This window comes from Stappia sp. (genome assembly GCF_048268045.1).
GTDB lineage: Bacteria > Pseudomonadota > Alphaproteobacteria > Rhizobiales > Stappiaceae > Stappia.
Map to the genome: position 1 here is coordinate 118,978 of NZ_JBLWWG010000004.1, position 23,407 is coordinate 142,384.

At 65.8% G+C, this 23,407-nt stretch carries 21 protein-coding genes; 12 read left to right on the forward strand and 9 right to left on the reverse strand.

What is annotated here, in order from left to right; all coding sequences use genetic code 11:
• Positions 1 to 121: 121 nt before the first annotated feature.
• The 3 genes from ACN0WF_RS07965 to ACN0WF_RS07975 form a co-directional block, all read right to left on the reverse strand.
• Positions 122 to 1,324 (reverse strand): TIGR03862 family flavoprotein, encoded by a 1,203-nt coding sequence (locus ACN0WF_RS07965; RefSeq protein WP_417772272.1) that lies wholly within the window; start codon positions 1,322 to 1,324, stop codon positions 122 to 124.
• A gap of 60 nt (positions 1,325 to 1,384) precedes the next feature.
• On the reverse strand, positions 1,385 to 2,158 hold the full coding sequence (locus tag ACN0WF_RS07970; protein WP_417772273.1) for an FkbM family methyltransferase: 774 nt from the start codon (positions 2,156 to 2,158) through the stop codon (positions 1,385 to 1,387).
• Positions 2,159 to 2,249: 91 nt separating this feature from the next.
• A complete protein-coding gene (locus tag ACN0WF_RS07975; RefSeq protein ID WP_417772274.1) occupies positions 2,250 to 3,029 on the reverse strand; it encodes a glycosyltransferase family 2 protein in 780 nt (259 codons plus the stop codon).
• A gap of 551 nt (positions 3,030 to 3,580) precedes the next feature.
• On the opposite strand from ACN0WF_RS07975, the gene ACN0WF_RS07980 reads away from it, so the two are divergent.
• Together ACN0WF_RS07980 and ACN0WF_RS07985 are read left to right on the forward strand one after the other, a co-directional pair.
• On the forward strand, positions 3,581 to 4,861 hold the full coding sequence (locus ACN0WF_RS07980) for a porin (protein ID WP_417772275.1): 1,281 nt from the start codon (positions 3,581 to 3,583) through the stop codon (positions 4,859 to 4,861).
• Between the two features lie 367 nt (positions 4,862 to 5,228).
• Positions 5,229 to 6,395: an acetyl-CoA acetyltransferase gene (locus ACN0WF_RS07985; RefSeq protein WP_417772276.1), complete on the forward strand. Its 1,167-nt coding sequence runs from the start codon at positions 5,229 to 5,231 to the stop codon at positions 6,393 to 6,395.
• Positions 6,396 to 6,445: 50 nt separating this feature from the next.
• Here the strand turns inward: ACN0WF_RS07985 and ACN0WF_RS07990 are convergent, their stop codons facing one another.
• Positions 6,446 to 7,159, reverse strand: a complete 714-nt coding sequence (locus ACN0WF_RS07990) for an HAD family hydrolase (protein WP_417772277.1) — start codon at positions 7,157 to 7,159, stop codon at positions 6,446 to 6,448.
• A 477-nt stretch (positions 7,160 to 7,636) separates the two neighbouring features.
• Between ACN0WF_RS07990 and cysG the strand changes: the two genes are divergently transcribed.
• The 9 genes from cysG (at position 7,637) to ACN0WF_RS08035 (ending at position 16,518) form a co-directional block, all read left to right on the forward strand.
• The gene (gene cysG / locus ACN0WF_RS07995; protein WP_417772278.1) at positions 7,637 to 9,088 is read left to right on the forward strand and encodes a siroheme synthase CysG; all 1,452 of its coding nucleotides are present in this window, start codon (positions 7,637 to 7,639) and stop codon (positions 9,086 to 9,088) included.
• Between the two features lie 37 nt (positions 9,089 to 9,125).
• The gene (locus ACN0WF_RS08000; RefSeq protein ID WP_417772279.1) at positions 9,126 to 9,434 is read left to right on the forward strand and encodes a DUF2849 domain-containing protein; all 309 of its coding nucleotides are present in this window, start codon (positions 9,126 to 9,128) and stop codon (positions 9,432 to 9,434) included.
• An 81-nt stretch (positions 9,435 to 9,515) separates the two neighbouring features.
• Positions 9,516 to 11,177 (forward strand): nitrite/sulfite reductase, encoded by a 1,662-nt coding sequence (locus ACN0WF_RS08005; RefSeq protein WP_417772280.1) that lies wholly within the window; start codon positions 9,516 to 9,518, stop codon positions 11,175 to 11,177.
• Positions 11,164 to 11,910: a phosphoadenylyl-sulfate reductase gene (locus ACN0WF_RS08010; protein ID WP_417772281.1), complete on the forward strand. Its 747-nt coding sequence runs from the start codon at positions 11,164 to 11,166 to the stop codon at positions 11,908 to 11,910. The genes ACN0WF_RS08005 and ACN0WF_RS08010 overlap by 14 nt, the downstream gene beginning before the upstream one ends.
• 2 nt (positions 11,911 to 11,912) lie before the next feature.
• Complete coding sequence (locus ACN0WF_RS08015) at positions 11,913 to 12,443, forward strand: DUF934 domain-containing protein (RefSeq protein ID WP_417772282.1); 531 nt, start codon at positions 11,913 to 11,915, stop codon at positions 12,441 to 12,443.
• 99 nt (positions 12,444 to 12,542) lie between these two features.
• On the forward strand, positions 12,543 to 13,355 hold the full coding sequence (locus ACN0WF_RS08020) for a ferredoxin--NADP reductase (protein ID WP_417772283.1): 813 nt from the start codon (positions 12,543 to 12,545) through the stop codon (positions 13,353 to 13,355).
• A gap of 149 nt (positions 13,356 to 13,504) precedes the next feature.
• Entirely contained in the window at positions 13,505 to 14,113 is a 609-nt protein-coding gene (locus ACN0WF_RS08025) for an NUDIX domain-containing protein (RefSeq protein WP_417772284.1), read from the forward strand.
• 32 nt (positions 14,114 to 14,145) lie between these two features.
• Positions 14,146 to 15,150 (forward strand): NADP-dependent oxidoreductase, encoded by a 1,005-nt coding sequence (locus tag ACN0WF_RS08030; protein ID WP_417772285.1) that lies wholly within the window; start codon positions 14,146 to 14,148, stop codon positions 15,148 to 15,150.
• 180 nt (positions 15,151 to 15,330) lie between these two features.
• Complete coding sequence (locus tag ACN0WF_RS08035; RefSeq protein WP_417772556.1) at positions 15,331 to 16,518, forward strand: lytic murein transglycosylase; 1,188 nt, start codon at positions 15,331 to 15,333, stop codon at positions 16,516 to 16,518.
• A gap of 48 nt (positions 16,519 to 16,566) precedes the next feature.
• On the opposite strand, the gene ACN0WF_RS08040 is transcribed toward ACN0WF_RS08035, so the two are convergent.
• The 3 genes from ACN0WF_RS08040 to ACN0WF_RS08050 form a co-directional block, all read right to left on the reverse strand.
• On the reverse strand, positions 16,567 to 17,817 hold the full coding sequence (locus ACN0WF_RS08040) for a diguanylate cyclase domain-containing protein (RefSeq protein WP_417772286.1): 1,251 nt from the start codon (positions 17,815 to 17,817) through the stop codon (positions 16,567 to 16,569).
• Positions 17,818 to 18,005: 188 nt separating this feature from the next.
• Positions 18,006 to 18,641 (reverse strand): CoA transferase subunit B, encoded by a 636-nt coding sequence (locus tag ACN0WF_RS08045; RefSeq protein ID WP_417772287.1) that lies wholly within the window; start codon positions 18,639 to 18,641, stop codon positions 18,006 to 18,008.
• 117 nt (positions 18,642 to 18,758) lie between these two features.
• The gene (locus ACN0WF_RS08050; protein WP_417772288.1) at positions 18,759 to 19,454 is read right to left on the reverse strand and encodes a CoA transferase subunit A; all 696 of its coding nucleotides are present in this window, start codon (positions 19,452 to 19,454) and stop codon (positions 18,759 to 18,761) included.
• A gap of 254 nt (positions 19,455 to 19,708) precedes the next feature.
• Between ACN0WF_RS08050 and ACN0WF_RS08055 the strand changes: the two genes are divergently transcribed.
• The gene (locus ACN0WF_RS08055) at positions 19,709 to 21,466 is read left to right on the forward strand and encodes a hypothetical protein (protein ID WP_417772289.1); all 1,758 of its coding nucleotides are present in this window, start codon (positions 19,709 to 19,711) and stop codon (positions 21,464 to 21,466) included.
• 14 nt (positions 21,467 to 21,480) lie between these two features.
• Here the strand turns inward: ACN0WF_RS08055 and ACN0WF_RS08060 are convergent, their stop codons facing one another.
• Together ACN0WF_RS08060 and ACN0WF_RS08065 are read right to left on the reverse strand one after the other, a co-directional pair.
• On the reverse strand, positions 21,481 to 22,302 hold the full coding sequence (locus tag ACN0WF_RS08060) for an ABC transporter permease (protein ID WP_417772290.1): 822 nt from the start codon (positions 22,300 to 22,302) through the stop codon (positions 21,481 to 21,483).
• Between the two features lie 58 nt (positions 22,303 to 22,360).
• The gene (locus tag ACN0WF_RS08065; RefSeq protein WP_417772291.1) at positions 22,361 to 23,383 is read right to left on the reverse strand and encodes an ABC transporter permease subunit; all 1,023 of its coding nucleotides are present in this window, start codon (positions 23,381 to 23,383) and stop codon (positions 22,361 to 22,363) included.
• Positions 23,384 to 23,407 lie beyond the last annotated feature (24 nt).

Sequence of the window (23,407 nt, forward strand, 5' to 3'; positions counted from 1 at the left end):
GAACCGACGTCTGCTGCACAACGGGAAAGGGCCGGCGACATGCCGGCCCTTTCCCGTTGTTTTGCGTGCCGTCGCAGGTCCGGCCGTTGGTGTGCCGGCCCATCGGCGGGATGCAGCGCGCTCAGAGCCCGAGGCGCCGCGCGATGCCTTCCGCCGCCCGCAGTCCGGTGGCGAAACTTGCCTGAAGCAGATAGCCGCCCGTCGGCGCTTCCCAGTCGATCATCTCGCCGGCGACGAAGACGCCGGGCAGGGAGGCGAGCATCAATGCCTCGTCGAGCCCCTCCCAGGACACGCCACCGGCGGTCGAGATCGCCCGGCTCATCCCGGCAATGCCGGAGAGCGGGATGTCGAGCGCCTTGATCTTCGCCGCAAGTGCCGCGGGCTGCTGTGGCCGCTCGCCGAATTCGGACAGGAGGGAGATGGCGACGGGCGCAAGCCCGGCGCTCTTGCGCAGATGCGTGGAGAGCGAACGCTTGCCGCGCGGCGTCGAAAGCCGTTGCTCCAGTTCCCCCGGTTCGATGTCCGGACGCAGGTCGAGCGTCACGCTGGTGGCATCGCCGGCCGCGAGCGCCTCCCGCAGGTCAGCCGACAGCGCATAGATCGCCCCGCCTTCGATCCCGGAGCGGGTCACCATGGCTTCGCCGGCGACCGCGTGGCCGCCATGGGACGCGACGATCCGTTTCAGCGGCGTGCCGGCGAAGCGGCTGGAGAAGAACTCCGACCAGTCGACTGTGAAGCCCGAATTCGCCGGCCTCAGCGGTGTCAGCGCAACGCCGGCCTCAGCCAGGATCTCGTGCCAGGAGCCGTCGCTGCCGAGCCTTGGCCAGCTCGCGCCGCCAAGCGCCAGCAATGTGGCATCCGGCGCCGGCAGGATCAGCGCTCCGTCCGGCGTCTCGAAGCGCAATCCGTCGTCGAAACCGGTGAAGCGCCAGCGGGTGCGGATGGTCACGCCGCGCGCGCTCAGCCGGGCAAGCAGCGCGCGCACCAGCGGCGAGGCCTTCAGCGCGCTTGGAAAAATGCGCCCGCTCGAGCCCACGAAGGTCTCGATGCCGAGACCCGTGCACCAGTCGCGCAGCGCCTGGGGGCCGAAGTCGGCGATCGCGGGAGCAAGCCTTGCCTCCGCCTCGCGGTAGCGGGGCAGAAAGGCCTCCGCCGGCTCGTTGTTGGTCAGGTTGAGGCCGCCGCGTCCGGCCATGAGCAGCTTGCGCGCGACCGAGGGCATGCGCTCGTAGAGCGTGACGCGCGCGCCCTTTTCCGAAAGCCGGTCGGCGGCGATGAGCCCGGCCGGTCCCGCGCCGATGATCGCGATGGAGGGTGATGTCATGATCGTGCCTGTTGCGGCCCGGTGGGCCGTCGTGTCGGGGTGCGCGCGAAAAGGCGCTGCTCAGCGCAGATGCCGCTTTTGCCGGGAAAAGAGAAAGCCGCGCTTGGCCTCGAAGAGCCAGAGCCCGAGGCGCGAGAGCACCGCGACGTCGAGCGCCGAATGCAGCGCCTTGCGGCCGACGCGCGTCAGGTGGAAGCCCTTGAAGGGGGCGAACACCCGGCGCGTCATGCCGAAGGTCTTGTGAAAGCGCGGATGACCGCCGGCGGCGAACCGGGGGTGGAAGGAAATGAAGACGTCGATCTCCGGCCGGTCGAGCAGCGGCGCCAGCAGGGGCGCCACGTCGTATTCGGCGCCCTCGATGTCCATCTTGATGAAGAGCTTGTCGTTGGGCCCGATCATCGCGGCGATCTCTTCGATGCCGATGCATTCGACGCTCCAGGTCACGTCCGCGTCCTTGTGCACGAAGCTCGACATGGAATCGCCCTGCGCGGTCTTCGCCGACATGGTCTGCTCGCCCGCCTGCGTCCACACCGCCTTGCGCAGCACGGTCACCTTGTCGGCGATCTCCGGATTGAGCGCGATGTTGGCCTCCAGCTCGTCGGCCGCCGCCGGATCCGGCTCGAAGGCGATGACCTTCCGCGCGCGCGGGGCTTCATAAAGAACCGTCGGGCCGACCCAGGCCCCGAAATCGAGGCAGATGGTGTTCTCGTCCACGCAGGCGTCGAGGATGTCGTAGGTCGGCTTTTCCCAGTTGCCGTCGACGGCCTGCTTCCAGAAACCCGGGCGCGCGTCGGTGACGTTGAACGTGGTGCTGCGAATGGTGACTGTCTGCATCGGGTCGTCGGCCTGGCTGGTCGTTGAGGGAAGGCTTGGTCGCGTATAGCCTTCTTAGCGGATTGCGGATGCGCGTGTCATTTATCGGCGCTCAGCCGCGCTCGTTGAGCTCGCGCTCATACGCCTTGGCAAGGCGCAGGAAGCGCGTGTAGGCGAAATTGGTCGAGATCACGAGGCCCCACCAGCCGTAGAGCGCATAGCGGCGCAGCAGATAGGCCTTGGCGAAGGCGAGCGGGAACTCCGTGACGAGCCGCCATCTGGCCATCCGCCGGCCGCGCGCGGCCATGTCGTTTGCCTGCATGGTCGAGTAGCGGTTCATCTTCTCGACATGGAAGGCGATCGAGCGGATGGAGCGATGCGCCATCGCCGCCTTCAGCTGTCCCATGCGCGCGCCGTCGGGCGGACGGACGGTGTCGTGCACCGGGGAGGCGGAGAAGCGCCCCTTGCTGCGGTCGTAGAGGCGGATCTGATTGTAGCCGTAGGCCCAGGGCGCGGGGCCGTCCTCATGAGCGAACACATCCTTGATTCGCACCCGCCAGAAATCCGCCGCAGCAAGCCCGTCACCGTCGCGCAGGGCGACGATTTCCGAGGCCAGTTCGGGCGTGGCCGCCTCGTCCGCGTCGAGATTGAAGATCCAGTCGTTGGCGCAGGCGTCCTCGCCGAATCGCTTCTGTGCGCCATAGCCCGGCCACGCGTTGACGAGAACGCGCGCGCCATGGGCCTCGGCGACCGCGTGGGTGCCGTCGCTCGATCCGCTGTCGATGACGATCACCTCGTCGGCGAAGCGGGCGACGCTGTCGATCGCCCGCCCGATCCGGTCTGCCTCGTCGCGCGCTATTATAAAGACGGAGATGGCCGGTCTCTCGCTCATGTATCCTCGCTCGCATCGGTGTCGCGCGGATGTCGCGCGGGCGGTCCCGGGCGCGACTGCTGTGTGTGCCGCGCGCCGTTCGGGGTGTTTACGGCATCGGGAGGCAAAGTGGCACCCGGTTTTGCGCGCGCGGCCGGCTGGGAAGGCGGGCAGCGATTCTGTCTGCGCGCCGCCCGCGCGCCGGATGGCGGGGAATCACGGTGCCCGCCATCCGGCGCGCGGGCACGCGAAACGGGTTCCGTCCGGCGGTCCCCGCAGGGAAGGCGGGGGATCGGGCCGCCACAAACGCCGGCCGTCTCACGCCAGAAACGGCAAAAACCGCCGAAAACAGCCCGTTTCCTAACAGAAGGTAAAGAGAGTGCTAACGGAGCCTTAACGAGGTGTCACCACAAAGACACACTGTGTCCGCGCAGTGCCGCTTCGGGTCATTTGCCGGTTGCGACCTCCCGACCCGGTGGCTTAGAACCAGACATGAGCTCGCGGGGAAGCTTGCTCACTTAATCACTCCCTTGGCCGCCAGGTCACACAGGGAAAAACGACGAGGTCAGGAAATGAACATCAAGAGCATCCTGCTCGGCGCTTCCGCTGCCGCCCTTGCGGCTACGGGCGCTCAGGCCGCCGATCTCCCGGTGGCTCCGGAGCCGATCGATTACGTCCGCGTTTGCGACGCTTTCGGCACGGGCTTCTTCTACATCCCGGGCACCGAGACCTGCCTGAAGATCGGTGGCGGCGTCCGCGTCGAGTTCCGCTTCAACGACATGCTCGACAAGGGCACTTCCGCTTGGGATAGCCGTGGTAAGAACGCCACGACCATGCGTGCTCGTGGCTACATGAACTTCGACAGCCGCACCAACACCGAGTACGGCCTGCTCCGCACCTACGTTGCCGCGTACATCACGACGGACAACAATGGCGCCGAGGGTCTGACCCTTGACGAGGCCTTCATCCAGCTCGGCGGCTTCGTCGTCGGTCGTACGGCTTCCTACTTCCAGTTCTACACCGGTGACAACTGGGGTGCGGTCCTGGATCAGGGCTTCGCCGACTACGGCGAGACGAACCTGTTCGCTTACACCGCTCAGTTCGGCAACGGCTTCTCGGCCTCGCTGTCGGTTGAGAACGGCGACGAGAAGCGTGGCCAGATCTTCTACAACGGCCTGCAGCTTGCTACCCCGGGTTCGGCAACGGCTTTCCCGGCCAATGTCTCCGGTTACGGCGGCCACAAGGTTCCGGACTTCGTCGCCAACCTGCGCGTTGACCAGGGTTGGGGTTCGGCCCAGATCATGGGTGCTCTGCATCACGTCTATGGCGCTTCCGTCGCTCCGACCACGCTTGCTGGTGGTGTTACTGGTGTCGCAGTTGGTGCCGGTCTCGGCGGCAAGGGCAAGATGGGCTGGGCGATCGGCGCTGGCGCCACGTTCAACCTTCCGATGATCGCTGCTGGCGACAGCTTCTCGCTGCAGGCGTCCTACGCTTCGGGCGCGATCGGCTACGTCAGCTCTGCGTGGGATGGCGTCTTCACCGACGGTTCCTACAACGGCACGACCGGCGGCCTGAAGCTGTCGACCGCTTGGGGCATCGGCGGTGGCTTCACCCACTTCTGGACCCCGGCTGTTTCCACGTCGCTCACCGCGTCGTACAACAAGATCGACCAGGCTCTGAGCGTCAACGACTTCGCCGACACCACCGTCCAGGGTAACCTGGTGTGGCGTCCGGTGTCCGGTCTCTCCACCGGCATCGAGCTCGAGTACCGCAACCGCAACTTCAAGTCGGGTGCGACTCTCGCGAACCAGGACGACCTGGTCGGCGTGTTCCGCGTGCAGCGCACGTTCTAATCTGATCCTTTACCGGATTTGATGGGAGAGACCCGGCGGGAAACCGCCGGGTCTTTTCTTTTGTGCCGGCCCTTGCACACGCATCGTGCACCGGGGCGAGTTGTCTTTCATGACTTGCAAGATATTTCGCATCTAATTGATTTTAATGAACTATTTCATATGAATTGACGTTCTCGTAAACAACGCGCTTGCGCCGGTCTCCCGAAAGTGAAATCGTCGCCTCGTCCATGCTGGATGTCCGTGCGGCTCGCGGGGGCTTGCGCGCACCGGCGGACAGCGGATCAGCGGATGGCCAGCCGTGGTGAGGCCAGTCGCTGGATACTGGCCGGCTGTGTGGGGGCGCGCCGGCGAGACAGGGAGAAACATCATGACAGCAGCGATTGTAGGCTGGGCGCATACGCCGTTCGGCAAGCATCCGGAAGAAACCGTCGAGAGCCTGATCGTCTCGGTTGCGCGCGACGCGATCGCGGATGCGGGTTTCGAGCCGGCGGATATCGACGAGATCGTGCTCGGCCACTACAACGCCGGCTTCACGGCGCAGGATTTCACCGCCTCGTTGGTGCTGCAGGCCGATCCGGCGCTGCGCTTCAAGCCGGCGACCCGTGTCGAGAACGCCTGCGCGACCGGCTCGGCCGCCGTGCATCAGGGCGTGCGGGCAATCGCCAGCGGCGAGGCGCGGGTGGTGCTGGTCGTCGGCGTCGAGCAGATGACCAGGACGCCGGGGCCCGAGATCGGGCGCAACCTGCTCAAGGCTTCCTATCTTGTCGAGGAGGGCGACACGCCGGCGGGCTTCGCGGGCGTATTCGGCAAGATCGCGCAGGCCTACTTCCAGAAGTATGGCGACCGGTCGGACGCACTGGCCGCGATTGCTGCCAAGAACCACAAGAACGGTGTCGCCAATCCCTACGCCCAGATGCGCAAGGATCTCGGCTTCGACTTCTGTCGCACCGAGAGCGAAAAGAACCCCTATGTCGCCGGGCCACTGAAGCGTACGGATTGTTCGCTGGTGTCGGACGGTGCGGCGGCGCTCGTCCTTGCCGACATTCCGACCGCGCTTGGACGCGACAAGGCCGTCGCCTTCCGTGGGCATGCCCACGTGCAGGACTTCCTGCCGCTGTCGAAGCGCGACATCCTCGCCTTCGAGGGCTGCACGCACGCCTGGAAGCAGGCGCTTTCGTCCGCCGGCATCTCGCTGGAGGACCTGTCCTTCGTGGAGACCCACGACTGTTTCACCATCGCCGAGCTGATCGAGTATGAGGCCATGGGCCTGACCGCGCCGGGCGAGGGGCATCGGGCGATTCTCGAGGGATGGACCGAAATGGGCGGCAAGCTGCCGGTCAATCCGTCCGGCGGGCTGAAGTCGAAGGGGCATCCCATCGGCGCCACCGGCGTATCGATGCACGTCCTTTCCGCCATGCAGCTGACGGAGCGCGCCGGCGACATTCAGGTCAAGGGCGCGGAACTCGGCGGTATCTTCAACATGGGTGGCGCGGCGGTCGCCAACTATGTTTCGGTGCTTCAGGCGCTGAAATAGGCACAAGCGGCGGCGCGGCGGCGATTGTCGTCGCGCCCGGGCTTCGCCTCTCAGAAAATCGCCGATTCCAGATGCCGGGCAAGATCGAGAAGATCGAAGGCGACCACGTCCCATGCCTCGCTTGGGGCGAGATCCGCTTTTGCCTGACCGCCCGTCTCCTTCGGGCGCGCGAAGAACCCGGTCTTGAAGCCGGCTGAGCGTGCGATTTCCAGATCGCCATTGTGGCAAGAGGCGACCATAACCTCGCCGGGCGCGAGCCCGAGCGCGGCCGCCGAGGCGGTGTAGAGGCGCGGGTCCGGCAGGCGTGCTCCTGCGATATCCGCACCAAGGACGAGGTCGAACGGAAGGCCGGCGTTCTTGGCGAGCCAGGTCGTCGAGGCAATCGAGGCATCGCAGCAAGCCGCGACAACATATTCGCGCCGCAACGACCGCAGGCCCGGGATGCTGTCGGGCCAGGCAGGCAGCCGCTCAAGCGCGTGCTGAAGGACCGCCTTCTCCTTGTCCGGAATCGGGACGTCACCGGCGTGACCGCGCAGCGTCCGCTCCAGTGTCTCTTCCACAATTTCCCTGAACGGGCGGAAAGCGTCGGGGACGTCGGGCCGAGACGCGCAGGCCTCCCTCAATTCGGCCATCCAGAGATCGGCGAGGCGCCCGCAGGTGACCTGCGTGCCATGCCGCGCGAAGGCGCGATGAAATCCCTCGCCGAGGCCTTTTCGCCAATCGACGATTGTCCCGAAAACGTCAAAGAAAACAGCTTTTACCACGGTAAATACTCAGGCTGGAAACGACAAATGAGCGGGAATCGAGTTAATTCAGACTATGGAATCAACCAAGGGTGTTAGAGCGGTTGCAAGCCTACCAAGGCCTGAAAGGGATTTCATTCACTTTCATCTTGCTTGGCTGAAATGCCGAGGCGTCAGAAAAGTATGAAATAAAATCAACATTCGGATGTCGCACTTCAGTCGTGACACTCGAGCGGGAAGGATGAAGGCGGATGAATTTTACACGGCTGCCTTGCCATCGCCTGACCTGAGCGGCGATTGTGATTGCCACAGACGGGGATATCCGCAGACCGGGCGGGGGAAAGCCTGCCGGTCCATCGGTGCGTGCACGCGGCAGGTGTCGGCTGTTTGCGGAACGAATTTTCTCTCCTTTCCTGTCGCTTTGAAAAGCCATGCCCGGCGTTGGACGTGGCAAAGCCTTATCTCTGGTCTTGCTCACGCAAGGTCGGAGATCTGGGCATGTCTGGCGCTGATGATACGAACAACCGCAAGCTTTCCGTTTTCCCGACCTTCCACAAGGTGGAGGGGCGTCGGGTCGTGGTCGTCGGCGAAGGCGACGAGGCGGCCGCGAAGGTCCGGCTTCTGTCGGAGACGCGCGCTCGCCTTGTGGTGATTGCCCGCGCGCCGGAGGCGCCGCTTGTCGCCGCGGCGGAAAAAGCCGCCGCGAGGATCGTTGCGCGCGCGTTTTCCCCTGACCTGATCGAGGGGGCCGCGCTCGTCTTCGCTGCCAGCGGAGAAGAGGATGCGGATACGGCCGTCGTTGCCGCCGCGCGCCGCCTGGGCATTCCGGCCAATGCGGTCGACCGTCCCGACCTGTGCGACTTCTATGTTGGTGCGCTGGTCAATCGCGCGCCAGTTGCCATCGCCATCACCTCAACCGGCGTCGGTCCGGTGCTCGCGCGCCACATCCGCGCCCGCATCGAGGCGCTTCTGCCGCGGGAAACCGGTGATCTGGCCCGTCTGGCCGAGAGCTTTCGCGATACGGTCGCCCGCGTGCTGAGGGACGGCGCGGCGCGGCGCCGGTTCTGGGCGCGCTTTTTCTCCGGCGCGGTCGCCGCCAACCTGCAGGCCGGCCGCCCGGGTGTGGCGCGCGCGCAAGCTCAGCGCCTGCTGAACGGGGAAGCCGATGAAGCCGGTTTCGTCTGGCTGGTCGGCGCGGGCCCGGGCGCGGAAGATCTGCTGACCCTGCGGGCGCAACGCCTGCTGCAGGAAGCGGATGTGATCGTTCACGATGCCCTCGTGCCCGACGCCGTCGTCGCCATGGGCCGGCGCGACGCGGAGCGCATCTCCGTGGGCAAGCGCAAGGGTGCCCATTCGGTCGCCCAGGACGAGATCAATGCCATCCTCGTGCGCGAGGCCTCGGCCGGCCGCCGTGTCGTGCGGCTCAAGGCCGGCGATCCGATGGTGTTCGGCCGCGCTGGCGAAGAGCTCGCCGCCCTTCGCGCGGCCGGAATTTCTCATGATGTCGTGCCCGGCGTTACCGCGGCGCTGGCTGCGGCGGCCAGCATCCGCCTGCCGCTCACACTGCGCGGCGTCGCCTCCAGCCTTGTCTTCGCGACAGGCCATGACCGCGACGGCGACACCCTGCCGGCGTGGGGCGAACTGGCGCTCACGGGGGCGACCGTCGCCGTCTACATGGGGCGCTCCGTGGCCGCGCGGGTCGCAGGGCGTCTTGTCGAGGCGGGACTGTCGCGGGAAACACCCGTCGCTATCGTCGAGAACGCCGCCCGGCAGGGAGAGACCGTCCATGCCGGCACCTTGCGCGAGCTTGCCGGGCTCGAGACCCGCGACGACATCGCCGGGCCGGTTCTGATCGTCATCGGCGAGGTGGTTTCCCACGCGGATCTCTCGAGCGCGCGGTCGATCGATGTCGCGCCTGGCGCGCGCGTGCGCCAGGTCGCTGCCGCCTGAGACGCCGGGCAAGCCATTCCAGGAAGGATAGCCAAGCATGAAAGCAATGACCGCCAATCGCCTGATCGACGGGGAGGTCGTCTGGCTCGGGCGCTCCGGGAGCTGGGTCGAGACGCTGGACCTTTGCCGCCTGCTCGAGACCACGGACGCGGAGGCGGATGCCGAGGCATTCGCCGCGCGCGCGGTCGCGGAGCGCGAGGTGGTGGAGCCCTATCTCATCGATCTGGCGCGCAAGGAAGACGGCAGCCTGTCGCCCGTGCGCTTGCGTGAACGCATCCGCTCCACCGGCCCGACCTCGCGCCGCGACCTCGGCAAGCAGGCGCGCCGCACCAGCTCGGTCGCCTGAACCTGGCACCAGACCCCAGACCCCAGACCCCCGACCCACGACGCCGACCCCTGCCGCGACAGGCGAGACGGAGACGATACGATGTACCGCTATGATGAATTCGACGCCCAGTTCGTGTCGGCGCGTGTCGAGCAGTTCACCGACCAGGTGCGCCGCCGGCTTGACGGAGACCTGAGCGAGGAGCAGTTCAAGCCGCTGCGGCTGATGAACGGTGTCTACCTCCAGCTTCATGCCTACATGCTGCGCGTCGCTGTTCCCTATGGAACGCTGAACGGACGCCAGATGCGCCGGCTCGCCCATGTGGCGCGGACCTATGACCGGGGCTATGGCCACTTCACCACCCGCCAGAACATCCAGTTCAACTGGCCGCGGCTGAAGGATATCCCGGCGATCCTGGCCGAGCTCGCCGAGGTCGAGATGCACGCCATCCAGACCTCGGGCAATTGCATCCGCAATGTCACCGCAGACCATTTCGCCGGCGCCGCCGCCGACGAGATCGTCGATCCGCGCCCCTATGCCGAGATCCTGCGCCAGTGGTCCTCGCTCCACCCGGAATTCACCTTCCTGCCGCGCAAGTTCAAGATCGCGGTCACCGGCGCGCCGCATGACCGCGCCGCGGTGCAGGTGCATGACATCGGCCTTCAGGCGGTGCGCGCGCAAGACGGCTCGGTGGGCTTCGCCGTTTTCGTCGGCGGCGGCCTCGGACGCACGCCGATGATCGGCCGCAAGGTGTGCGACTTCCTTCCCGAAGCGGATCTTCTGGCCTATTGCGAGGCGATCCTGCGCGTCTACAACCGCTATGGCCGGCGCGACAACAAGTACAAGGCCCGCATCAAGATCCTCGTCCACGAAACCGGGCTGGAGACGCTGAAAGCGGACGTCGAACGCGAGTTCGCGGAGACGCGCAACGGCATCCTGACGCTGCCGCAGGACGAGATCGACCGCATCGTCGCCTATTTCGCAGCCCCCCCCTTCGCGAGCGAGGCGGAAGCGGCAGCGGCTGACTTCGAAAGGGCTGTGGCCGCGGATCCGCAGCTTGCCGTCTTCGCCGAGCGCAACGTCCATGCGCACCGTGCGCCGGGCTATGCCAGCGTGACCGTCTCGCTGAAGCCCATCGGCAAGGCGCCGGGCGATGCGACGGCGGAGCAGATGGAGGTCGTCGCCCGCCTGGCCGAGACCTATGGCCACGACGAGATCCGTGTCAGCCACGAGCAGAACCTCGTGCTGCCGCATGTGCGCAAGCGGGATATTCCGGCGATCTTCGCGGAGCTTCGCGCGCATGACCTGGGCGAGGCCAATGCCGGGCTCGTCACCGACATCATCGCCTGCCCGGGAATGGACTTCTGCGCGCTGGCCACGGCGCGGTCCATCCCGGTCGCGGAGCGGATTTCCGAGCGCTTCGCCGCCGCGGGTCGGCAACGCGAGATCGGCGATCTGAAGATCAAGATCTCGGGCTGCATCAACGCCTGCGGCCATCATCACGTCGGCCACATCGGCATTCTCGGCGTCGAGAAGAAGGGTGAGGAATTCTACCAGATCACGCTCGGCGGCTCGGCCGACGAGAAGACCTCCATCGGCGAGATCGTCGGTCGCGGCTTCTCCTATGACGAGGTTGTCGATGCGGTGGAAAAGATCGTCGACACCTACATCGACCTGCGCAGCGACCACGACGAGGATTTCCTCGCCGCCTACCGGCGCGTCGGCGATGCCCCGTTCAAGGAGGCGCTTTATGGCACGGCCTGAACCCATGCGCGCGCCGGACGATCCGGCGCTCGAGGCGGCGCGCCTGGCACGGATCCACCGTGGCGGCTCGGCGCTCGACATCATCGCCGCGGCGCGGGCGCGCTTTGGCGACGATCTGGCGCTGGTGTCTTCCTTCGGGGCGGAATCGGCGGTGCTGCTGCATCTCGTCTCGCGCGTCGATCCCTCGATCCCGGTGCTGTTCATCGACACGCGCAAGCTCTTTCCGGACACGTTGCGCTACCGCGATGCGCTGGTCGCGCGCTTCGGCCTGAGCGACGTGCGCACGCTGGGTCCCGCGCAGGACGACATCGCCACGCTCGATCCCGGCGGCGCACTGTGGATGCGCGATACGGATGCCTGCTGCAACATCCGCAAGGTGCTGCCACTGGCGCGAGGGCTTTCGGGCTTTTCGGCCTGGATCTCCGGGCGCAAGCGGTTTCAGGCAAGCACGCGCTCCGATATTCCGGTGTTCGAGAGCGATGGTGCGCGGATCAAGGTGAACCCGCTGGCCGACTGGGATCCTTCGGACCTGCGGGCCTATATCGCGGCCGAGGACCTGCCGCCGCATCCCCTCGTCGCGAAGGGCTATCCCTCGATCGGCTGCATGCCCTGCACGAGCCCGGTCGCCGAAGGCGAGGACCCGCGCGCCGGCCGGTGGCGCGGCCGCGAGAAGACCGAATGCGGCATTCACATCGCACTTCCCCTTGAAAACGAGCAGGGAGCGGGGATCTGACCATGACTGCGACGCTTTATCGCAACGGCGCCTTCGAGGCCGATGACTGGACGTTCGTCGACGAGGAGACCGCGCTTTCGGAGGTGGCGACACGGGCCGTCGTCCTGACGCTCGAGCGGCTCCTTGAGGACGCCGGCGACCTTGACGAGGGCGTGCGGCTCGCCGTGCTCGTCAGGGCGGGCGAGGACATCAACCGGCTTGCCCCGCATCTGGCGCGGCTTGAGATGGTTGCCATTGATTTCAAGGCGTTCTCCGACGGACGAGGGTATTCCAGTGCCCGCATCCTGCGCCAACGGATGGGATTTTCCGGCGAGGTCCGGGCCGTCGGAGATGTGCTTCTCGACCAGATCCCCCTGATGCGCCGTGTCGGCTTCGATGCTTTCGCCATCACTCATGAGCCGACAAGACGCGCCCTCCAATCTGGTCACAGCACCGAGGTGCCGCTATATCTGCAACCGGTCGGAGGGTCCGACGAAGTGCCCGCGGGCGCGCGCGCCTGGGCGCGCCGCCCGGCGAATGAGCAGCAATACTGAAGCCGGATCGGCGCGAGAGATGTAGATTTCCGCCGCTGGCACCGCCCGAGCGCGCGCGTCGCAAGGAGGCGCGCGCGACCTGGAATCGAGGATGGAAGCATGAATGTGGTCAATCTTGCAGGCGACCTGACGGACGCCGTTCCCGCCGGAGCCTCTGCCGAGACCGTGACCGAGGTTCAGCACTACACGGACGAACTGTTCCGGTTCCGTATCACGCGACCGGCAAGCTTTCGGTTTCGCTCCGGCGAGTTCGTGATGATCGGTCTGATGGTTGGCGAGAAACCGATTTTCCGTGCGTATTCCATCGCCTCGCCGTCCTGGGACGAGGAACTGGAGTTCTTCTCCATCAAGGTGCAGGACGGGCCGCTCACCCAGCATCTGCAGAAGATCAAGCCGGGCGACAAGGTGCTGATGAAGAAGAAGCCGACGGGCACGCTGGTCAATGATGCGCTGCTGCCGGGCAAGCGCGTCTACATGTTCTCCACCGGCACCGGCTTCGCGCCCTTCGCGAGCCTGATCCGCGACCCGGAGACCTACGAGAAATTCGAGGAAGTGATTGTCACCCATAGCTGCCGCAATGTGGCGGATCTCGCCTATTCGCGCGAGATGGTCGCGGCGATCAAGGACGATCCGCTGATCGGCGAGTTCGCCGGCGAGCGGCTGAAGCTCTTCACGTCCACCACCCGCGAGCAGCACGAGAACATGGGGCGCATCACGACGCTGATCGAAACGGGCGAGTTGTTCGAGAAGCTCGGCGTGCCGCCGCTCGATCCGGCGATCGACCGGGGCATGATCTGCGGGTCCATGGCGATGCTCAAGGACACAAAGGCCCTGCTCGAGGAGCGCGGCCTGACCGAGGGTGCCAACAACCGGCCCGCCGAGTTCGTCATCGAGCGGGCCTTCGTCGGCTGAGCTGCCTGCCTCGGGACACCGACTGACCAGACGAACGCGGGGAGGCGGCCAAGCCTTTCCGCGTTTTGCGTTTCGCCTTTTCCCTGTCACGGTCGTTGACCATTGAGGACGCGGGCGAGACGCGCATTCTGCAAGGAGCACCTGACTTCATGACTATTTCGAACCGGTCAGACCGTGTGCGCGTTGTCGCGCGCCGGGTCCTTTACCAGGGTTTCGGCGAGTATGTTGAACTGGACGTGGAGCAGAAACGGGCCGATGGCGGCACCCTGCGCCTATCGCGCGAGTTCCAGAACCGCACGGATGTCGTCGCGGTGCTGCCCTATGACCCGGACCGGCGCGTCGCACTTCTCGCCCGCCAGCTTCGCGTGCCGCTCTATGCCCGTGGTGATCAGGACGGCTTTCTGCTGGAAGCGCCGGCCGGCCACATCGACGCAGGGGAGGAGGCGGCAGGAGCCGCGCGCCGCGAGGCGCTCGAGGAGGTCGGCGTGCGGCTCTCGGAGCTTGAGCATGTTGCCGACGTCTTCACCTCTCCCGGCGCCATCACCGAGCGCCTGTCGCTCTATCTCGCGCCCTACGGCCAGTCGGATGTGACGCATGCCGACGGCGGCGGCATCGCCGACGAGGGCGAGGAGATCGAAATCGTCGAGGTGCCGCTTGCCAAGCTCGAGGCCGAGCTGGCCACGCCGGCGGGCAGCGATGCCAAGACCGTTCTGCTGCTTCAGGCATTGCGGTTGCGTCGGCCGGAGCTTTTTTGCTGATCTTGCTTCCTGCCAATCCGAAAGGCCATGCCATGTCCGTCAATCGCGTTGTCCGTCTCGCCAAGCGCCCCGCGCCGGGGCTGATCTCTCCGGATATCTTCGAAATCCGCGACGAGCCGATGCCGGAGCCCGCTGAGGGCGAGTTTCGGGTGGCCATCGAATATGTGTCTCTCGATCCGGCCATGCGCGGCTGGGTCAACGAGGGCAAGTCCTATGTGCCGCCCGTTGGCCTTGGCGATGTCATGCGCGCCTTCGCCGTCGGCCGGGTCGAGGTCTCCCGCCATCCGGACTTCAAGGAAGGCGATGCGGTCGCCGGCCTCCTCGGTGCGCAGAGCCATGCCATCTGCGACGGCCGCAACGTGCAGCGCGCCGATACCTCGATCGCACCGCTCCAGAGCTGGATCGGCGGTCTAGGCATGCCTGGGTGGACCGCCTATTTCGGTCTTCTGCGTGTCGGCGCACTGAAGGAAGGCGACACGGTGGTTGTCTCAGCCGCATCGGGCGCCGTCGGGCAGATCGTCGGGCAGATCGCCCGCATCAAGGGTGCCCGGGCGGTCGGTATCGCCGGAGGCGAGAGGAAATGCCGTGCGCTGATCGAGGAAGATGGCTTCGACGCGGCTGTCGACTACAAGGCTGGCGATCTTGCCGCCGATCTGGACAAGGCCTGCCCGGACGGCATCGACGTCTATTTCGAGAGTGTCGGCGGCGAGATCCTCGATGCGGTGCTGCCGCGCATGAACACCTTTGGCCGGATCGCGGTGTGCGGCCTGATCTCGGCCTACAATGCGACGTCGGTGCCCGACGGCCCGAAAAACCTGCGCTATCTGCTGACGTCGCGACTGAAGATGCAGGGCTTCATCGTCTTCGACTTCGCCGATGAATTGCCTGTAGCGCTCGCAGATCTCTCGCAATGGGTGTCGCAGGGGCGGCTGAAGTTCCGCGAGGACGTGCGCGAGGGAGGGCTCGACGTTTTCCCGCAGACGCTGAACCTGCTCTTCAGCGGCGACAACTTCGGCAAACTCAGCCTGAAGGTCTGATCCCGCGAAGTCCTGTCGCGATCATGCCGGGCGCGCCATCATCGCGCCAAAGTGGCACGGCCATCATGGCATCGCCTGGGTGCGGTGCAACGCATGTGGCCGGTGCGATGGCGCGCCGGCCAGCGGCGGGGGGTGATGATGGTGCGTGCGAAATCTTCTGTTCTGAAATCCGGGCTGTCGATGGCCGGACGCAGGGCGATTGGCCTCATGCTCGCCGCCGGCATGACGCTTGGCGCGGCCCTGCCGGCAAGCGCCTCCTTCGAGAGTTGCCTGGCGCGTCTGCGCCAGGACGCGGTCAGGGCCGGCGTCAGCGAGGCGACCGTGATGGCTGCGCTCGGTTCGGTCGACTACGACGAAAAGGCGGTGCGCTTTTCAGGTAGCCAACCGGAATACAAGACGCCGATCTGGGACTATCTTGCCTTTCTCGTCGACGCCGAGCGCATCTCCGACGGCAAGAAGATGATGCAAAAGCACGCCAAGACCCTGGCGCTCGTCGAGAAGACCTATGGCGTGGACCGCTATATCGTTGCCGCCGTCTGGGGCGTGGAAAGCGACTACGGTCAGTTCCACGGCGATTTTCACGTTCCCCATGCGCTCGCCAACGTTGCCTGCTTCGGGCGACGGGCCAAGTATTTCCGTTCGGAACTGATCGAGTCGCTCAAGATCGTCGACCGCGGAGATGTGCGGCTGAAGGACCTGAAGGGCTCCTGGGCCGGCGCCTTCGGCCAGACGCAGTTCATGCCCTCGACCTACCGTCGTCTTGCCGTCGACTTCGATGGGGACAAGCGCCGGGATCTGGTCAACTCCGTGCCCGACGCGCTCGCCTCGACGGCCAACTACCTGAAGAAGGGCGGTTGGACCACGGGGATGCCCTGGGGCTACGAGGTTTCTGTTCCGGCAGGCTATCACGGCCCTTCCGGGCGCAAGCGTCGGGCGACCGTCTCCGACTGGGGAAAGCGCGGCATCCGGCATCTCGACGGCGGCGAACTGACCGGCGCGGCAAGCGCCGCGCTGTTGCTTCCGGCTGGAACCAAGGGACCGGCGTTTCTCGTCTTCAAGAATTTCGACGTGATCTATTCCTATAATGTTGCCGAAAGCTACGCGCTGGCGATCTCGCACCTGGCCGACCGGCTGCGCGGCGGCGGAGCCTTCAACAAGGCCTGGCCGACGAATGACCCCGGCCTTTCGAGGGCGCAACGGCTCGAGTTGCAGAAGCTGCTGTTGCGAGCGGGCTACGACATTGGCGAGGTGGACGGGCGGGTCGGCGAGGCGACGCGAGACGGCATTCGCAAGGCGGAGGCGCGCCACGGGTTGCCGCAGACGGGCCGGCCGGGACGCAGGGTCTACGAGGCGCTCGGCGGGCGCTGAGGCGGAGAGAGACCCGTCCCACGCTCGTCTGCAATGCCGCATCGTCCCTCAGGAAAGAACGATGCGGTCGCGCCCGTTGTCCTTGGCCTCGTAGAGGCGGTTGTCGGCGGTGGTCAACGCCGTGCTGAGGCTGGCCTCCTGCCCGCCGGAAAGGCCTGCGCTGAGTGTAACGCGTCCGATATCGCGAAGCGCGCCGGATGATGTCACCTGCGCGAGTTCTTCACTCAGCCTGTCGAGGGTTCGCTGTCGCTGCGGCTGCGTCATGCCGGGGAGGATGACGCAGAACTCATCGCCGCCGAGGCGGGCGGGGAAGGCGGGCTGCGGGCAGACCTCGAGCATGATCTGTCCGAAGGCCGCGAGCAGTGCGTCGCCACGGTCGTGGCCGTGACGGTCGTTGACGAGCTTGAAGGTATCCATGTCGAGAATGGCGACGGCAACCTCCTCGTTGGCCCGCCGGCAGCGCTCGAACAGCGCATTGCCCTCGGAGAACAGGTGTCGTCTGTTCGACAGCCCGGTCAGTGCGTCGCGATGGGCCAGCTCATCCAGGTTCTTCAGCCGGTCGAGCATGTCAAGGTTCTGCGAGATGCGCAGCATGAACTCTTCCGGCGTGCAGGACTTGGGCAGGAAGTCGTTTGCCCCCGACTTGAGAAAGCGGGCGATCACCTCCGCGCTCGCCTGGCCGGAAAGACCGACAACGGCGAGTTCCTGCATGCCGTAGCGCCGGCGCAGCGCCCTGAGCAACTCGAAGCCGTCCACGTTCGGCATCAGATAGTCGAGAACCACGAGGCGCAGGTTCTCCAGCTTGTCCAGCTGCGCCAGCGCACTGGCCGTGTCGGACGCGCAATGAACGCGGAGCCGGTAGTGCTTGAGGCGGCGCACGATCACCTCCGCATCGACCCGGCTGTCGTCGACCACGAGCGCGTCGATGGTGTGATTGGCACAGATCCTCTGCACCAGCGAGGTGAGGTAGGTGAGGCTGGCGGGGCTGTCCTTGAGAATGTAGTCGACGACGCCCTTGCCCAGGAGCATCTGGCGCAGCTTTTCGTCAAACCGGCCGGTAAAGACGATGGTCGGCAGCTTGGCCGCCAGCGCAAGGTCGACGACCTCGCCATCGGGCGCATCCGGCAGCGTCAGGTCGACAAGGGCGACCACCGGTTCGACGTCGGGACGGGCCAGCAGCTCGCGGGCTTCGGCGAGCGAGGCCGCCGACAGCACCTGAAGCCCGTGAATCTCGTTGAGCTGGCGCCGGATCACGCGCTCGAAGAACGCGGCGTCTTCGACAAGTAGGACCTGGGTCATGGCAGCCTCCCGATGGCGGTAAAAGTCATGTGGGGAAATGGGATGGGGGGAGTAACTGGCGGGAAATACGGATGTGGAGAAAACTTTGAAGCGCGTCTCGCGGAACATGTTCGTGACGCGACGTCGGAGGCGCGCCCCTCGTCTCGGGATGGACGAGGGGCGCGACAATTGGTCTCGGCAATGACGCGTCAGGCCGCGATCTTGAGCTTTGCCTTCGTCGCGGCCTTGACGTCCTCGACCGTCACCTCGGGGGCGAGTTCAACGAGCTCGAGACCGTCCTTGGTCACGTCGAAGACGCCGAGATTGGTGATGATCCTATGCACGCAGCTGACGCCGGTCAGAGGCAGCGTGCACTCCGGCAGCAGCTTCGAGTCGCCCGACTTCGACGTGTGGTCCATGATCACCACCACACGCTTGACGCCGGCGACGAGATCCATCGCGCCGCCCATGCCCTTGACCATCTTGCCCGGGATCATCCAGTTGGCGAGATCGCCCTTCTCCGACACTTCCATGGCGCCAAGAATGGCCATGTCGATATGTCCGCCGCGAATCATCGCGAAGCTGTCGGCCGACGAGAAGAAGCTCGTCTGGGGCAGTTCGGTGATGGTCTGCTTGCCGGCATTGATCAGGTCCGGGTCGACCTCGTCGTCGGTCGGGAAGGGGCCCATGCCCAGCATGCCGTTCTCGGACTGCAGCGTAACGCTGACACCATCCGGGATGTAGTTCGACACCAGAGTCGGAATACCGATGCCCAGGTTGACATAGAAGCCGTCCTGCAGCTCCTTCGCCGCCCGACGGGCCATGTCATCGCGTGTCCAGGCCATTGTGTTGTCTCCTTGCTTCCCCGAGCGTTCCGGCGCATCCGTCAAGGGCGCCGTCCGGGGATATCCGGCCACTCGCGAGAGGGCCGTGGAATGCTCTCATGACTGTGGCGGCCGCAGTCAGGCGGCGCGCGTCGTCCGCTTCTCGATACGCTTCTCGTGCTTGCCGACGATGATACGGTCGACGTAGATGCCGGGCGTATGGATGCTGTTGGAATCCAGCTCGCCGACCTCGACCAGTTCCTCGACCTCGACGACGGTCATCTTGCCGGCGGTGGCCATCATCGGATTGAAGTTGCGCGCGGTCTTCCGGTAGACGAGGTTGCCTTCCTTGTCGGCCTTCCAGGCCTTGACCAGCGAGATGTCGGCGACGAGGCCGGTCTCGAGAATGTAGGTCTCGCCGTTGAAATCCTTGTGCTCCTTGCCTTCGGCGATCATCGTGCCGACGCCGGTCTTGGTGTAGAAGCCGGGAATGCCGGCGCCGCCGGCGCGAACGCGTTCGGCGAGCGTGCCCTGCGGATTGAACTCCAGCTCGAGCTCGCCGTTGAGATACTGGCGCTCGAAAGTGGCGTTCTCGCCGACGTAGGACGAGATCATCTTCTTGATCTGGCGCGTCTGGAGCAGGAGACCGAGGCCGAAATCGTCGACGCCGGCGTTGTTCGAAATGGCGGTAAGCTCCTTCGCGCCGCTGTCGCGCAGGGCTGCGATGAGGTTCTCCGGGATGCCGCAAAGGCCGAACCCACCGGCCATCACCGTCATGCCGTCGAAGGTCAATCCCGAAAGCGCGGCGGCCGCGTCGGGGTAGATCTTATTCATGCGTGTCTCCTCGCAAGAGCGACTCCCAATGCCCGCGTGTCCGGCTGGGATGCCGGCCGGGGCGGTCGTCCGGGTTCCCCGTGATACCGCTGATACCCGCTTTCCTCAAGCGCTCGCGGCGAATGCATCGCCTGGCGGAGCGTTTCGCCTTGAACGGGGCGGCGAGAGCGCCTATTCCGCACACAGGGGAAGCGAAACGTGGTGGACAGACCTCCCGTCGTCGCCTGACCAACGTTCGCCCCGGGTGGGATTCAATGAGGAAACGCCTGCTGACGGCCGCGCTTGCGCTCGTCATCGCCCTTGCCACCGCAATCGCGTTGCTTGCCGCGCTTGTCACCGGCGAGAGCGCCCGCGTGCGTGTCGAGGCCGAGCTGTCCCGCTGGTTGGGCGCCCGCGTTGAGATCGGCTCCGAGCCCGGATTTTTCCTGCGCCCCGCGCCCGGCATCAGACTTGTCGATGTGAACCTGGAAAACAGCCGGGAAGGCTGGGCGGTGCGCGATGCACGGTTGATGGTCGATCTCGACATCGTGGCCTTGCTTCTTGGAGAGGTTCGCATTTCCTCCGCGACGCTCGAGGACGCGCGTATCAGCGTTGCGAGCCTGCCGGCGGACGTCGACGAGGCGGTGAGTTCGGCGGAAAGCACTGTCGCAAGCGTCGCGCGTCTTCTCGCCCATCCGTTGCGCATCGACCGCGCGACCCTCGTTCTGGCCCGGCGCGGCGTCGGCGAGGAGGTGATCGCCCGGGATTTGTCGCTGCGCCTGTCTGCCTCTGGAACCTCGGCAAACCTGCGCGGTGCGCTGCGTGTCGCGGACCAGACCGTCGAGATCAATGTCGCGTTGCGCGACAGATCGCTGCTGGCGGGCGAGGGGAAAAGTCCGTTCTCGCTCTCTCTAGCCTCGCAACTCGCCACCCTTCGCCTCGATGGAGAAATCGGGCGTGTGAACAAGACATGGTTCGGCGGTACGATCGAGTTCCAGACCAGCGACCTGCGTGGCCTCGGGGCGCGCTTCGACTGGGCGATGCCCGGCGAAGCTGCTTTCGGTGCGCTGCTGATGCGCGGCACCGGCGAGATCTCGTCTGCCGCGCTGTCGCTGCCGCAAGCCCGCATCGAGTTTGATGGCAACGTCGGCGACGGAAGCCTGGCGCTGGACCTTGGACGGTCGCGTCCCCGGCTGGAGGGAACGCTCGCGTTCGAGACCTTCGATGCCTCGGCCTATCTGGCGGAAGTCGACGACGTGTCGGCGCTTCTGCGCGATGAAGCCCGCATGGGCGATCCGCTTGCCGGGCTTCTGCAGACCATGGACATCGATCTTCGGCTGTCGACCGGGCGGCTTGCCGCCGGCACCCTTGTCGCGGGGCCGTCGGCCGCGTCCATTCTGTTGCGGGAGGGCGATCTGTCGCTCGACCTAGGCGAGACGCAACCCGACGGCGGCCAGTTCGATCTGGCGGCTCGCCTCAAGCCCGGCGGTGAAGCTGGCGACTACATGGCTTCCGTATCCCTGGTCGCCGACCCGCGCCCCGTTGCCGCCTTGCCCTGGCCCGATCCCCTGCCGCGCCCGACCGCAGGCGTCCTTGGCGGGCGCGGGGCATGGAAGTCGACCGGACGGACCCTGTCGGAGCTCCTGTCGCGGGGCAGCGGGGAGGCGCGCCTCTCGGGGCGCGATCTCGCCTTTGGAAGCGGAGGGGCGGAAGCCGTTTTCGCTGGCCTGCTCGGACGTACGGACGCCGCGGACGCGCAAGCTCCGAGCCGCTTCGCCAGCGTCGAGGCGAGCCTTTCGTTCGCGCCGGAGCGCATCGAGGTGACGGCCCTGGAAGCCGAGACGGAGGCCCACCGGCTGGAGGCCACCGGGCGCATTGCACCGGAGAATGGAGCGCTTTCCTTGCGGGGAGGCCTGCGGGCGCGCAAGGCCGCAGGCGATGCGCCAAGCCTGCCGGTGCTGCTGCGCGGCACGCTCGCGCATCCGCTCGTCGTTCCCGATCTCACCAACATGAGCGAGCGCCCGGGGCGCTGACGCTATCGCTGCCGTCAGACCTGCGCTTCGGCCCGACGCATGTCCTGCTGGCGCAGCGTTTCCTGGCGGCGGGTGTAGAGCGATGCCGCGATCACGATCAGCGTCACAACGCCGACGAGGATGGTGCATACCGCATTGATCTCCGGCGTCACACCGAGGCGGACTTGCGAATAGATCTTCATCGGCAGGGTCGTGGCTTCCGGTCCGGTCGTGAAACTGGCGATCACCAGATCGTCGAGTGACAGGGTGAAGGCAAGCATCCAACCGGCGATGACGCCCGGCAGGATGATCGGCAGCGTGATGGAAAAGAAAGTCGGCAGAGGCGGTGAGCCGAGGTCGAGCGCGGCCTCCTCCAAGGATCGGTCGAAGCCGGAAAGCCGCGATTGCACCACCACGGCGACGTAGCACATGGCGAAGGTCGTATGGGCGATCATGATCGTCCAGAAGCCGCGCGACTGGTCAACGGCGACGAACAGCAGCAGCAACGACAGGCCGAGGATCACCTCGGGCATGACGAGCGGCGCATAGACCATCCCGGAAAACAGCGAACGCCCGACAAAGCGCCCCGAGCGTGACAGCACCAGAGCGGCGACCGTGCCAAGCACGGTGGCGAGCGTTGCCGACACGAAGGCGATGCGAAGGGTCACCCAGGCCGCGTCGAGAAGCTGCTGGTTGTTGAGGAGTTCGCCGTACCAGCGGGTGGAAAACCCGCCCCACACCGTGACGAGGCGGGAATCGTTGAACGAATAGATGACCAGCAGCACGATCGGCAGGTAGAGGAAGGAGAACCCCAGCACCAGCGACGTGACGTTGAACCAGCTCGGTCCCTGACGCATCACGCAAGTCCTCCCGTATGGATGTCATGGGCGGCGGGAAAAGCCGGGTCGCGCGCGCTCACAGCCCCTTCTCCGCGGCTTTTTGCTGCTGGTTCTGGAAGAGCACGATCGGTACCACCAGGATGAGCAGGAGCACGACGGCGACGGCGGACGAGACCGGCCAGTCGCGGTTGGTGAAGAACTCCACCCACAGCGTCTTGCCGATCATCAGCGTTTCCGAGCCGCCAAGCAGGTCGGGGATGACGAACTCTCCGACCGCGGGGATGAAGACCAGGAAACAGCCGGCGATGACGCCGGGCAGCGACAGCGGCACCGTGATCGCCCAGAAGGCGCGCCAGGGTGGGCACCCCAGGTCGCTGGCCGCTTCCAGCAGCGCCCCGTCGAGCTTCTCCAGATTGGCGTAGAGCGGAAGAACCAGGAACGGCAGGTAGGAATAGACGATGCCGATATAGACCGCGATATTGGTGTTGAGCATCGTCAGCGGCGTGTCGATGACGCCGAGCCACAGCAGCAGCTGGTTGAGCAGGCCCTCGTTCTTGAGGATGCCGATCCAGGCGTAGACGCGGATCAGGAAGCTTGTCCAGAACGGCAGGATGACGAGCATCAAGAGGGTTGCCCGCCAGGCCTTGGGCGCGCGCGCCATGCCGTAGGCGAGCGGGTAGCCGACGGCAAGCGTGATGAGGGTCGAGATCGCCGCGATCGAGACGCTCGACAGGTAGGACTTCCAGTAGAGGTCGTCTTCCGTGAGCCAGATGTAGTTGTCGAAGGAAAAGCCCCGGAACATCTCGACCAGACCGGAAAGGCCCTCGGCCGGGTCGAAGGTCGGAATATAGGGAGGGATCGCCACGGCGATCTCGGAAAAGGAGATCTTGAGGACGATGAAGAACGGCGCGAGGAAGAAGAGCAGAAGCCACGCGTAGGGAATGGCGATGAGCACGATGTCGCCGAGACTGCGCCGCTTGCGTGCAGCCTTCGCGGCCACCGCCTCCGGCACGACGTTGCCCGCGTCTTGTGCCCGCATGGCTCCCGCGCCGGAAGTCTCGCCCGCCGTCGGATCGGTCGCGTCGTGCCTGTCGCTCATGCTCGGCTCCCCTTCCGTCCCAGT

Bases quoted from the DNA above. Each gene is read 5' to 3' on its own strand.
- ACN0WF_RS07965 (WP_417772272.1), bottom strand. From the start codon at position 1,324: ATGACATCACCCTCCATCGCGATCATCGGCGCGGGACCGGCCGGGCTC.
- ACN0WF_RS07970 (WP_417772273.1), bottom strand. From the start codon at position 2,158: ATGCAGACAGTCACCATTCGCAGCACCACGTTCAACGTCACCGACGCG.
- ACN0WF_RS07975 (WP_417772274.1), bottom strand. From the start codon at position 3,029: ATGAGCGAGAGACCGGCCATCTCCGTCTTTATAATAGCGCGCGACGAG.
- ACN0WF_RS07980 (WP_417772275.1), top strand. From the start codon at position 3,581: ATGAACATCAAGAGCATCCTGCTCGGCGCTTCCGCTGCCGCCCTTGCG.
- ACN0WF_RS07985 (WP_417772276.1), top strand. From the start codon at position 5,229: ATGACAGCAGCGATTGTAGGCTGGGCGCATACGCCGTTCGGCAAGCAT.
- cysG (WP_417772278.1), top strand. From the start codon at position 7,637: ATGTCTGGCGCTGATGATACGAACAACCGCAAGCTTTCCGTTTTCCCG.
- ACN0WF_RS08000 (WP_417772279.1), top strand. From the start codon at position 9,126: ATGAAAGCAATGACCGCCAATCGCCTGATCGACGGGGAGGTCGTCTGG.
- ACN0WF_RS08005 (WP_417772280.1), top strand. From the start codon at position 9,516: ATGTACCGCTATGATGAATTCGACGCCCAGTTCGTGTCGGCGCGTGTC.
- ACN0WF_RS08010 (WP_417772281.1), top strand. From the start codon at position 11,164: ATGGCACGGCCTGAACCCATGCGCGCGCCGGACGATCCGGCGCTCGAG.
- ACN0WF_RS08015 (WP_417772282.1), top strand. From the start codon at position 11,913: ATGACTGCGACGCTTTATCGCAACGGCGCCTTCGAGGCCGATGACTGG.
- ACN0WF_RS08020 (WP_417772283.1), top strand. From the start codon at position 12,543: ATGAATGTGGTCAATCTTGCAGGCGACCTGACGGACGCCGTTCCCGCC.
- ACN0WF_RS08025 (WP_417772284.1), top strand. From the start codon at position 13,505: ATGACTATTTCGAACCGGTCAGACCGTGTGCGCGTTGTCGCGCGCCGG.
- ACN0WF_RS08030 (WP_417772285.1), top strand. From the start codon at position 14,146: ATGTCCGTCAATCGCGTTGTCCGTCTCGCCAAGCGCCCCGCGCCGGGG.
- ACN0WF_RS08035 (WP_417772556.1), top strand. From the start codon at position 15,331: ATGGCCGGACGCAGGGCGATTGGCCTCATGCTCGCCGCCGGCATGACG.
- ACN0WF_RS08040 (WP_417772286.1), bottom strand. From the start codon at position 17,817: ATGACCCAGGTCCTACTTGTCGAAGACGCCGCGTTCTTCGAGCGCGTG.
- ACN0WF_RS08045 (WP_417772287.1), bottom strand. From the start codon at position 18,641: ATGGCCTGGACACGCGATGACATGGCCCGTCGGGCGGCGAAGGAGCTG.
- ACN0WF_RS08050 (WP_417772288.1), bottom strand. From the start codon at position 19,454: ATGAATAAGATCTACCCCGACGCGGCCGCCGCGCTTTCGGGATTGACC.
- ACN0WF_RS08055 (WP_417772289.1), top strand. From the start codon at position 19,709: ATGAGGAAACGCCTGCTGACGGCCGCGCTTGCGCTCGTCATCGCCCTT.
- ACN0WF_RS08060 (WP_417772290.1), bottom strand. From the start codon at position 22,302: ATGCGTCAGGGACCGAGCTGGTTCAACGTCACGTCGCTGGTGCTGGGG.
- ACN0WF_RS08065 (WP_417772291.1), bottom strand. From the start codon at position 23,383: ATGAGCGACAGGCACGACGCGACCGATCCGACGGCGGGCGAGACTTCC.